Below are 12,867 nucleotides of genomic sequence, written 5' to 3' on the forward strand. Positions count from 1 at the left end.
TTATCGGCTTCATCTGTAACAACTGAAGTGTCAGGAGCAGGTACGTCAGCTGCACACTGAACATTGATTGGTGTAGGGTTGCTTGCCATTGGTTTTTCATCGTCAGATATAATTACTAGTTGGTCATCAGTAATCAAATTTCCCGTAATAGGATCTGTAGCTCTCCATTCCACCACTGTAATGCCTAACTGGAAAGCATAAATTGCAGGATCAATTTCTACTCCATTTACATAGGGGGTTGCTGTTATTTCAGTGCACCCAACAGCTGTAGCCGTGCCAATATCATTGAGAACTGCAGAACAGTCTCCAGTTCCATCAAAGCTTGTATTTTTCTTTATTTCTGCTGGTGCCGTGACGATGCAGGCACTGTCTTCACTGTTCATTGTAGAATTGAGCGAAGGAGAGGATAAGTTCATATCCGGGGTCGAAATATTCTTTGCTACTTCTGTAGCAATAGCCAGTTTTCCAGAATCTTTCTCTGATATTATAAGTTCGGTAGGGGCAGTATTTGAGGCAGTTAATAATATAAAAGAAAAAAATGCAAAGCCTGAAAATAATTTTCCAACCTTTACAAATTGAGTAGTTTTACCCATAGGCGGTCTTTTACGTGTAAGTTAACACCTTTTTAACCTCAATATTAGGTCTTTAACTACAAATTAATATTGCTTTTCGTTGAAAGGAAGAAAAAATTAGGTGAATGGTAAATAAATAAAGATCAGGAGGATATATCTGACAAAAAAAGGTTAATTGATCAATAATATTATAAAAAGAAGCCCCGGAATTTCCGGGGCCAAAAATCTGGTAGTCGTATAATTAAGTCATCATTCAAGGATCACCTTCTTCGTCCTTATTCCTTTTTCGGAGTGCACTTTCACAATATATACCCCGGAACTGAACCTTTTAACCGGTAACCTCAATTCTTTTTCTGCAGGTACATCGTAGAAAACATGAAGTTGCTGTCCCAGAACGTTGTTCAAATAGATCCTTTCAATGTTAAGCAGTTCCGGATTCTTGACAAGAATTTCCCTGCTGCCATTTACATAAAGGATCTCAAATTCCCCTGCTTCCGGTACCTCAGGCTCTTCCACAACCACGGCATTAGGATCTTTAAATATCACTTTGAACCTATTGTGATAAGTTCCTGTGTCTGAGGTAGCCCGGTAGGCATTTTTCCTTAGGTCATGATTCACCTCCAATAAACTGTCCTTGAGGAATATTTCGAGATCATCGGGTATATTCTTCAAGTTGTCAATGCTGATAACGATGTTTCCTTCTTCATGGACTTTCATGCCCAGAGCAAGTTCGCGGTCTGCATTAAAATCTTCCACGGCCTGAATTACAAATTCATAGTTATTAAAATACCAGTACATATCTTCCGCATTATCTTCTATAAGTGGAGCATCATAACCTAAATCGAAACCATCTGAAGTATTAGGATCGGCTGTTACCAGTAGCTGTCGGTGATATCCCATAGGAGATTTAAATTTCAGCCAGATCTTCTGGCGGGTGTCTTCGGAAGCTTGTTTTTCAGAGGATTGAGAAGTAGCCGTTTCCGGACCTTTCTTTTCCTGGGAGTGGAAAATTGATTGATTACTTCCGTTCTCTCTCTCATAAATCCGTTGCCGGTTTCGGAAGATTATATCCCCACCTGAAACAGTAATTCCTGTGGCTGCTTCAATTTCGGCATCCAGTACGGTGTTGACGAAGAATCCCTGGGCGACAGGAATAAACTCACCGGGTTCAGTTGTTCCTTTCTGGTCATTGGCAAGTATTCGTTCATCATTCGAAATGGCAACCACACCTCCGGCTAAAGTCCACGTGGCATATCCTCCAATGTATTGTTCTAAATAATGTGTACGTCCGGCAAAATGATCCCAATAATAAATAGCGCCGTTAAAGATATTACTCGTGTTTCGCCCTCCGCTCACATCTTTCATATTATCTAGAATAAATTCTTTTGCACTAATAGCAGAAGGATAAGGATTCCCTACCAAATAATTTTGGTTTTTGCTGACGGCGCGGGTAAAATTTCCATTGTGAGGTTTTCCTTTAAAGACATAGTTCTGGAGGTCATTTAAGCCTACTGTACCGTCTGTTCCTTTCATGGTATAGCCTTCCCCCGTGGCCAGGGTTCCTGTAGAACCAATATGGAACCACTCCTCATAAATATCGGCTGTTCCTAAGAATTTCCAGATCCAGTAGTTACTGATCGTTATTGGATTAGTTCTGCCATTATCAGCAATGTGATACCGGTCGTCAAAGGTAATTGGCTGTGGAGATGCTGAATTTGTACCATCCAATAGCACTTGGGCTACAGAATAATCAGCATTGTTGGCCGCTCCCTGGGCGCTTACCGGACTGGACCAGTAGTTGTAGTTGAAGCTGAGCATTTTTCCCTGCTGGTCGCGTTCAAGCCATCCCGCACTGGCTTCATCCAGAATACTTCCTTCATCCTGTAAGAGTTGGGATTCACCAACCAGGTCCATATTTCCGTCCAGCAAGAGGTAATGCGTAACCCGCATCATCTGTCCGCTGTTGGTTTCATCCATAGTTGAGGAAGGGTTGGCCATGGTAATGAGTTTATTTACAGTCATGGACTTAAGACCGAGCAACGTGATATCTTTATTACCAGAATCAATATTGTGGTTAGTAATGGCAATGTTCCATTCTATCGGATCGCCTGTCACTCCGGCACTGTTCGGCGGATCCCAAACGTCGGGTCTTATCCAGGTATCGTCGGTTTCCCAAATCTGCCCGTCAATCGCAGAAATATAGGGCAGGGGTGCGGTGTTCTGCTGATTTGTGGTCATGTTGTGCAGTCTTCCCGGAACTGAATTCACAGCCAGGTCTGGAGTCTCGCCAAATTGCGGCATGAGTGCAGGATCAAAGCTTACAAGGTTAGCGGGGTCGGGATCTTCTGAGATCAGCCTGTAGTATCCTGCCAGATCTGAATAAGTAAGTCCTTCAGGCACAGGCATGGGAATCTGTTCTCCCATCTCCGCTCCGTTGTTTATAAGGCGTTGGTTCATCATGAACCTAATTTGATCCTGTGTAAGATCGGATTTCCAAATACGTACTTCCTCGATCCAACCGGAGAAGTGATTGGAGGTCAATTTTGATGATGGATCCCATTTTGCGCCAATAATCGTTTTATTTCCCCCATGTCCATTAACAGAAATGTTTCCTGAAGCAATGCCATCAATCCACAGGTTTCCGTTATTTGCTACGGCAATGTGGTACCATCTGTTATTTTTTTGAATCCCGGCAACTAAAAGATCCGCCATCGCTATTTCAAATCCCGGTCCACTAATAACAGTTCCAGTAGATGCATCCGTATTTCCCGAATTATCATCAAAAGGTCGGTCGAATGGTCTTATCCAGGCTTCAATAAAATAATTTCCTGTATAGTTGTTTCCTAGATCCACATAATCGTCAACCCCGTCAAAATCCAGTGTAGTACAATCCAGAATCTCAAAATTAACGGGTGTTTGAGTGGGTTCACAAGGAGAATCCTCATCCGGGGTGATGGTCCATTGAAGACTGAATGCCCCGCCCATTCCGGGATCAAAAATTGCATTAGGGTCTGTGATTGACGGATCAAAATGCTCTTCTGAAAAAGTGTATCCGTCAGGGCTATTAATTACTTCCCAGGCCACTGTTGATGCATCTTCCGCAGGGAATTCAGTGATAACCCCCTGAGCGGCCCCTTCCATTATTCCGGTAAGCGGTACACTACTGGTACCGCAGCTGCCGATCTCGGCGGTAGCGGAGGTGGTGTAAGTGTCGAATACATAAACCTGAATTGTGGCCATATTCTCCGCGCTTTGGCAAGGATCTCCATTGGTGTCAAATACTAAGGCTGTCTGCACTTCAAAATAGTTCCAGCCTATTTTAGTAGGAGTGTAGGTGACCGTATTTTGATTGACATCTCCTATTTGGTCCAATTCATTATTTGGATCATCAAGATCGTCATCATAATACCAGATCAATTGTACATTATCAGGATCCTGAGGAATTCCAATATCATCTATGGTATAAATTCCACCGGTGGATCCGTCATAAAGCCATCTGATTCTCAGATTGCCCATTCCTGCATACTTGCTCATATCTATGGACATCTTATTCAGGGGCCGGCTTTCAAGATCGCCGTCTCCAAAAGAAGCATAATTTTCGCTTACATTCGGACCTCCCATCACAAAAAGTGGTTCGTCTACGTAAGTGTTTCCACCATCTAATGAAATCTGGACTTTTATGGTATCCCCAGGGGTCAAATTATATGCCTGATCAAAAGTGAGTACAGGATCATCTGTAGCATAGAGGTTGAATACAGGTGTTTCTAAAGTTGAAGGGTTATTACCCGAAACTATGGCAAATCCCTTATTTCCTTCGTCTCCAGAACTTGAATCAAATAACTGGTACATTGTGCTTCCCGGATTATCAGGATCAGCCATAATATACTCATGTGGATTCGTCCTCATCCATCGATCGGGACGGGTATTGTCCGCCGCAGATTCGAAGGTATATTCGGTGTTGTTGTCGAAGCGCATCACTCTCCAGCCATGATTGGCGATGGAAGAATTGTCAAAAGCACCGCCCTGGAAGACACCATACCCACCATAGCCGGTACCGGCATTTAGTGTCACGATGTCTCCAAGACAAATTTCCCCGGGAGAAGCGGTGACCGGATTAGGAGCTATATCTGAAGGGATAATACTTAAGGTGGCGGTTTCGGAATATACATTTGGTTCACAAGCGCCACTTTGAACCTCTACTCTGAACATAGTGGATTCATTAGCACTGGCATCGATTACTTGCTGGCCCGAAAGAGTGGTTCCGGTATAGGGTTCGCTCCCCTCCATAATAGTGACCCATTCAGTACCCGAATTTCTTCTATACTGCCAGGCTACAATTTGCCCAACGTATTCACCTGAGGTGTGCAAGGGTACCAGGTAATCTGAAGTAGGGAATTCACACATCATAAATACTCTGTCGGTACCCTTGAACAAAAGTCCGCCGGCCAGTGGTTCCGGATCGATCACCAATAAATGCTCTTCAGAATAAACTTCCTCGCAAACACCATTAGTAAGTACTGCCCTAAAACGCGTGTTCTCGGAAAAGCCCATACTGGAGAAGTCCAGGCTTGTGGTGGTATTCGCAATTGCAGTCCATTCGGTGGCTGAACCGGTAAGGTACTCCCAACGATCGATTGAACCTGCAGACTCAATAAGGGTAAGCGTTCCTGAAGGATCTGTAATACATACACTTGCCGGGCCATCAATGCTTCCGCCTACAGGACGGTCATCCACTGATATGGTGAATTCTTCTGTATTGATACACCCATTCGAATTGGAAGCAGTAATGGTGTAGGTAGTTGTCTCTGCCGGTGTCAGAGTGACAGTACTCCCGGTAAGCGGATCACCCGAATTACTAGTCCAGTCCCAACTGAAGGTGGTTGAGCCATCAGTGACATTCGCATCGGAAGCCGTCACATCGATACTATCTCCTGAGCATATAGTCGTATTTTCAGGAGGAGTGATGTTCGGAAGCTGATTGATGGTTATGTCAATGACTGCCTGGTCTCCTTCGCAACCTTCTGCGCTGGTCTGACTGACCCAGTATTGGAGTGTTCCTGCAGCGGTGGTCGGAGGAACCGGTGCGGAAGCTAACGGAGTGGTGGAAGTCGCACTGTCATACCAGTTCAGGCTGGCACCTGTATCCGGAGTAGCTGTAAGGGCACTGGCAGTTTCTCCCATACAATAAGAAATCGCACTCTCATCCGCGGTAAGGGCGGGTGCTGAAGGCCTGGTGTTAACCGTCACCTTAATGGTAGACAGTTCACTTTCACAATACAACGGGGTTTGAGAAACATAATAGAAGAATTCCCCGGCCACATCTGTTGGTGGAACCGGCGCGATCTCTGAAGGCGTTTCATCTTCAGGGCTGTCGTACCAGAGAAGGTTGGTTCCCTCTGCAGTGAGCGCAGTGGCCTCTTCATTTAAACAATAAACCACATCTTTTACACCCGGACCCGTGGGAATAGGTTCTACTTCCAGTAGGAATGCATTGGAGGTAGCCGTCGGACAGGAAAATCCATTGTCAGAACCATCAATATGAACTGCATACCTATTTTCGTCGGCTTCGACAATGTTATTAATGGTGAGGGTTCCGATATACACTTCAGTCCCTGTGCCATTGTAATTCGGATCAATGTCTAAAGATTCTTCTATTTTGTTGCCATCAACCGTCACCGGACTTCCATCTCCGTACACCCATGTAAAGCTTAAAGGCGCCCCATTGGCATGGGCCACAAAGCGGAATTGCACACTCTCAATACCAGTCTCACAAACTCTGACATCTTCCGCAGGTTCAATGATCACAATATCTTCATCCACGTTCAGGGTGACCACGTCCGAATCCACTTTAGATTCCTCTGTAGGAGTACAGGCGTTAGTACCCGATACCCTAACAAAGTACTGTCCGGCATCCTCGGAGGTGGCAACAGGAAGATCGAGGACAGGTCCTTCAGCCCCTGCAATTGGACTTCCATCCTTAAACCACTGGTAGGTCAGGTTATCTCCTGTGGCAGTTATGGAGAACTGTGCATCCTGGGTGGAGCAGATTCCCACGTTAAAGGGTTGGGCAGTGATTTTCACTTCCTCATAAATGCTTATTGGCAGACTGATGGTTTCTTCTGGGCATCCGCCGTAGGCAGGAATGGTATAAGTGATCACATAATCCCCTGGGGTCTGTCCCTGGGGAGTGAAGGCCCCGGTGCTGGAATTTATGGTCAAACCAGTTGCAGAAAAAGTTCCGCCACTAAAAGTTCCGGTTCCGTTCAGAGTGGGAGTATAGGAAGTTGCATCAGCTGTACAAAATTCGGTCTGCCCGTCGGTAAAGGACATGGTTACATCTGGATCAGGTGCAACGGTAATTGTGGCTGATCCTGATACAGAGGTGCTACACATAGGATCATCAGGATAGGTTACTGACTGAAGCGTATAGACATAGTCGGTATCCACACCTGAGGTAGCTACCAGGGCGCCGGTGTTCAATACACCTGCTCCGCTGGCATCCAGGTTAAAGGTTTGGGAAGCGGTATTGTCATTATTGATCGTATAGGTTACAACCCCGTTAGGAATTCCGTTCTGGAAAATGATATCGGCAGAAGTTCCGCTACAGATCGAAGCGTCCCCGGAAATGGTCACCGTGGGAGTTTCTCGTACGGTCAAGGTAGCCGCAGAGGAGGTTACCTGATCACAGGTGTAGTCTGAAGGACCGCTAATTTCCACGTAATAATCACCACTATCCGTTAATGCAGCACTTGTAAACTGAAGACTTGCAGAAGTTGCACCACCGATTGCAGTACCTGATCCCGGTGTGCCTTTAAACCACTGGTAGGTGAAACCGGTTCCAAGAGGACTTCCTCCTGATGTAGCCTCTACGGTAAATTCAGCTGTACCAGCTTCACAGGCGATCTGGGCGATCGGCTGGCTCTGTATTACAATGTTTTCATCTACAACCAGGCTAGCTGCAGCCGAAGTTTCCGGAGCACAAGGATCCGTGCCGCTTACAACTACCAGGTAATCCCCTGCGTCAGAAACGCTCAGTCCACTAAGGGATAAGATATTAGAAGTACCTCCGGCAACCTCATTTCCTGCCGTAACGGCTCCTTTATACCATTGGTAGGTCAGGCCTTCACCTGAAGCCTGTACTTCGAATTGTGCGCTACCTCCTTCACAGGCCCTGACTGCCACGGGTTCTGTGGTGATGACTACTTTTTCCCGGATGGTCACCTCGGTGGTCACTGGAATCTCCTGACAGCCTCCGCTTGCGGGAATGGTGTAAGTGACGGTATAGGTTCCCGACGTACTTAACGAAGGATTGATTTCTCCTGTGGTTGAATTTATCCTGACTTCTGCAGGCGCAGTGAATGTGCCACCTGTATAATTATCCGTACCAGTCAGTGTGACGGGGAGGGAGGTTCCAGAGGTACAGGCATTGGAATAGGAAATCTCGGCGGTTGGAATTTGGGTAACCGTAATGGTTGCAGAGCCTGAGATATTTCCAGAGCATGCAGGAGCATCGGTATATACGGCACTCACTAAATCATACGTGGTGTTTTGGGTCAGCACGCCGCTATCGAGAATGACTTCACCTGAAGGTCCGATAGTGATTTTTTGACTGGTTCCACCATTGACGGTATAGGTGACCTGGGTATTGGGACTGCCGGTAAAAGTAAGAGGTGAGGTGGTTCCAGAGCAGATGGTGGCATCACCTGAAAGGGAAACAGCTGGATTGTCCCTGAAAAAGATGATCATTTCGTCCTCGCCGGGCCCACAGGCCCCCACCGGAGCATCTGTAGTTACCGTGATCACAACCTGCTCAAGGTTGTCAATGTCCTGTTGACTTGGTTTATATTTTATACTGTAAGTATCTACTTTTCCATTTGGTATTCCGATAAAACTTCCTGTCCCGGAGGAGGAAGCATTAATTTTCATTTTACTGCCATTAAAATTCACAAAGCCTTCAATAGTAATATCGGCCGTGGTTCGACATACGGTTTTATCCTCTCCGGCATCTACCTGGACATAGTCTGAAAGGACTATGTTGTCATAGGTTTGTCGCGAACTGGGACCGCAAATATTTACCGCTTCCACATAAATTGTTTCATTTGTGTTATACTTTGCACTGGCAGTGACTTTTACGGTAATATTCTCGGTGTCTTTTCCTTCAGTTATTTCCCAGCCATTAGGAAGTATCCAGTTGTAGCTGTCTGCATCACCTGCATCTGTAACCGAAAAGGTGATACCTGTGGCCGGTGGGCAAATAGGATCGTTTGACTCAGTTCCTGTATCCCACAAACTTGAGGAGATTTCTCCTGGGGTGGAAGGAACAGCATCCACGCTGGATACCGGTAAGCTAATGGTTTCAGCACTTGGCCCGCAATGATTTTTAGCATAAACTGTAATTGCACCATCATCTGTGCCTGCATTTACTGTGATCTGGTTTGCCAAAGGATCTGCACTTGTAATAGTCCAATCTCCCGGTACGCTCCAAATGTATTCTGTAGCATACTCAACAGCAGGAATGGAGTATACCAGGCCCGTGTCCTCATGACAAACTGAAGTAGGACCATCAATGGAGATGTCCCCCATTTGTGGTGCAGGATTCTGGATGCTGACGGCAAAAGAATCGGAAACGCTTCCGCAGTGATCATTATTGATCGTAACGGTAATATCCCCATCATCATTCAGATTTCCAGCTGTAGCTGTTATTTCGTTTGGGTTCGTATTTACTGTATATGACCATCCTTGTGGTACTGTCCAGGTATAGGTATCTGCCTTGGCATCTGCAGGAACACTGAATACTATTTCCTCTCCCGGACAGAAATTTGGGGCGTCAACATGAGATGTGCTTATCGAAACAGCATCAGGCGCCCCGGTATAGATCTCAACCTGGAATTCTTCGGTATATTGACTTTCGCCGCATTCATTGATGGCCCGCACCTGAAGAGTACCGCTACCCGTGCTTCCTCCGGAAACATTTACACTCGTACCGGTAGCTGCGCCATCAATACTCAGATTTCCTGAGGTGACCCATTCGTAACTATCGGCAAAATCAACATCGGCAATGCCATATGTATTGTTAGAGGTATTAGGACAGAGAATATTTTCTCCAGTAATACTACCAGGTGTATCTGGCGCACCGGCATTGACCGTAATACTAAAGGTCTTCTCTGCGCTATCCCCACATTCATTTGACGCCCGTACAGAAAGAGAAAAACTTCCCTGGCTATCAAAGGTTATTGGCAGGGAAGGATCAGTCGTAGTTACAGTACTATTGTCATGAAGGGTCCAGATGTACTCATCGGCATCAGCGATTGCTGAAAATGAATAGGAATTCTCTACCCCCGGACATACCAGTTCTGGAATGGAAATGGTCCCGGGTTGAGCTGGTGCTCCCGCATTGACCGTTAGATTGGTGGTCTGTTTGGTACTGGTACCGCATTCATTGACCGCCTGCACAGACAGGGAATGGTCGCCGGCAGTAGCAATGGCCAGGTCAAGATCGGGACCAGAAGTAGTCCGGGTCGAATTATCTGGCAAAGTCCAGAGGTAAGAGGTGGCGTCAGTTACGGCTGCAACGCTATAAGTGTAATTCACTCCGGGACATATAAGCGTGGGTAGGGAAATATTTCCCGGCTGTACCGGGGTGCCCGGTTTTAAGCTAATGCTGTTGGAAGTAGCTTGTGCGGTTGAAGAGATCACGCAGGCAAGGCTGCTGGTCATCACCACCTTAACCGTATTAGAACTTTGATCAAGTCCCGTAGTGCTGAAAGTGTTGGAAGTGCCTTCCTGGGTCGGAGTGGTTTCTGAATTAATATACCAGGCAAACGTCGGATTGTCGCCACCATAGGTTTGTGAAGCTGTGAATGTTACCGTTTCTTCTGGGCAAATTGAAGTTTTATCTGCAGAAATTGAAACCGTGGGTGTTCTATTGGTGTTGACAGTAATAGTTAGTTCATTACTATACCTTTTGACTGTGGAATCGCAGGTAGAGGTAATAGTCAGTCTTATTTTTTTTCCGTTATCGGTACTAGAGAACTGGTGCGTAAGGGTGGGTTGATCTGCATTAGAAATTGGATTACCCCCCAGGGTCCACTGGTATGTAAGGTCTTCTCCAGAATAATTTGAGATGGAGGAATTAAAGGAGAGGTCATCTCCATCACATATAGTTCTGCTTTGTTCAGTGGAGATACTGACCGAAGTGTTTTCTGTAAAGTCTGTACAATCCTGAGCTGCAGCCTGCTGGTGGACAACCAAGAATAGGAACAGAAAAGGAAAAAAGAGTAATTTTTTCGCCATAGCAAACAGTTTTTGTAAATTCTGGGGGAGGTAAAAACGTTCTCGATCGAGTGTTTAACAACCTAATTTACAGCTTATTTGCCAAAATATATAAGTAAATCGGTGAAGGGGGTTAAAAAACGTTTAACATGATATTATGTTGATAATCAATCAGTTTTAACCTTTTTGTAGTCCGAAAAAGACGACCAAAAACAGGATTCTATTTGTTAAGAATTTTAACGCATGGACATAAAAAAACCGCCGAAAAATTTCCGGCGGTTCTTCTTTTATTTATAAAAGGTACTATTCTCCTAAGAAAGGATACCTGTAATCTGTTGGAGTTACAAAGGTTTCCTTGATCGTTCTTGGCGAGATCCAGCGGTACAGGTTCAAAATAGATCCTGCCTTGTCGTTGGTTCCACTTCCTCTTGCACCACCAAACGGTTGCTGACCAACCACCGCTCCCGTAGGTTTGTCGTTGATGTAGAAGTTCCCGGCAGCATTTTGAAGGGCTTTGGTCGCCTCAGCCGCGGCATAACGATCTTGAGACAAGATCGCTCCTGTAAGCGCGTATTCAGAATCATCCACCAATTTTAAGGTTTCTTCCCACTGGTCGTCTTCGTATAGGAATACGGTCACCACAGGTCCGAATAGTTCGGTGCACATGGTACTGTATTTAGGATTGTCAGTAAGGATTACTGTAGGTTCAATAAACCAGCCCTTAGACTTGTCGTAATTTCCACCAACGACGATCTCGGCATCACTGTCGTTCTTGGCGGCATCAATGAATTTTGCCAGCTTGTCAAAAGAAGCCTCGTGAATGACCGCGGTAATGAAGTTGCTCATGTCCTCGGGAGATCCCATTTTGAAAGATTTCACGTCTTCCACTACGTAATTCTTGACCTCTTCCCACATGCTCTTTGGAAGGTAAACTCGGGAAGCCGCGCTACATTTTTGCCCCTGGAATTCAAAAGCTCCACGTGAAATGGCTGTAGCTACTTGTTTAGGTCGGGCACTTGGATGGGCAATAATGAAATCTTTACCTCCTGTTTCGCCTACAATTCTTGGGTAAGACCTGTAGTTGTGAATGTTCTCTCCAATCTGCTTCCAAAGGTTCTTGAAGACCGTGGTGCTTCCCGTGAAATGAAGTCCGGCGAAATCACGGTGACCGATCAGTACATCGCTGATCATTTTAGGATCACCCATTACCATGTTGATCACCCCGTCTGGCATCCCGGCTTCTTTGAAAACTTCCATGATCACCTGGGCAGAATATACCTGTGAGTCACTCGGTTTCCAAATGGCCACGTTACCCATTAACGCCGGGGCCGATGGCAGGTTACCGGCAATAGCGGTAAAGTTGAACGGAGTCACTGCGTAGACAAATCCTTCCAGCGGACGGTATTCCAGCCTGTTCCATGCGTCGGAATTAGATTCTGGCTGCTCTTCGTAGATGCGGGTCATGTACTCCACATTGAAGCGCAGGAAATCTATCAGCTCACAGGCTGAATCGATCTCGGCCTGGAAAATATTTTTTGACTGCCCAATCATAGTGGCAGCATTGATCTTGTAGCGGTACGGCCCGGCAATGAGTTCGGCTGCTTTTAAGAAAACCGCAGCTCTTTGTTCCCACTCAAGATTAGCCCATTTTTCCCGGGCTTCCAAAGCTGTTTTGATCGCTTTTTCCACATGCTCTTTTGAGGCCTTGTGGTAATCCCCAAGATGATGCTGGTGGTCATGCGGAGGGTTCATGGGAGCTGTATCTCCTGTCTTGATCTCTTCCCCACCAATATATAAAGGAACTTCGACTTTTGAATTATATAGTTCTTTGTATGCCTTAAGGACTGCCTCTCTTTCGGGAGTTCCGGGAGCATATGATTTTACAGGCTCATTCACTGCTTGAGGAACCTGGAATACACCTTTTCCCATAGTTTCTGTTTAATTTTGGAGTTATTATTTATAGTGTCTGTAAAGGTAAATAAATTAAAAGAATTTTGGATCTCCATAAATTTGATGAACTTTA

At 45.6% G+C, this 12,867-nt stretch carries 3 protein-coding genes; all 3 read right to left on the bottom strand.

All coding sequences use genetic code 11. The annotated features are described in order from the left end of the window. On the bottom strand, positions 1–593 hold a 593-nt coding region (locus BLS64_RS15095), incomplete at its 3' end, for a hypothetical protein (protein WP_143019335.1). Positions 594–821: 228 nt separating this feature from the next. Then, positions 822–10,865 carry an Ig-like domain-containing protein gene (locus tag BLS64_RS14000; RefSeq protein WP_093114341.1) on the bottom strand — a complete coding sequence of 3,348 codons (10,044 nt, stop codon included), beginning with the start codon at positions 10,863–10,865 and terminating at the stop codon, positions 822–824. A 282-nt stretch (positions 10,866–11,147) separates the two neighbouring features. Further along, on the bottom strand, positions 11,148–12,773 hold the full coding sequence (pruA, locus tag BLS64_RS14005) for an L-glutamate gamma-semialdehyde dehydrogenase (protein WP_093114342.1): 1,626 nt from the start codon (positions 12,771–12,773) through the stop codon (positions 11,148–11,150). Positions 12,774–12,867: the final 94 nt, after the last annotated feature.

Origin of the sequence: Salinimicrobium catena (assembly GCF_900102915.1) — a bacterium.
Lineage (GTDB): Bacteria > Bacteroidota > Bacteroidia > Flavobacteriales > Flavobacteriaceae > Salinimicrobium > Salinimicrobium catena.

Bases quoted from the DNA above. Each gene is read 5' to 3' on its own strand.
- BLS64_RS14000 (WP_093114341.1), bottom strand. From the start codon at position 10,865: ATGGCGAAAAAATTACTCTTTTTTCCTTTTCTGTTCCTATTCTTGGTT.
- pruA (WP_093114342.1), bottom strand. From the start codon at position 12,773: ATGGGAAAAGGTGTATTCCAGGTTCCTCAAGCAGTGAATGAGCCTGTA.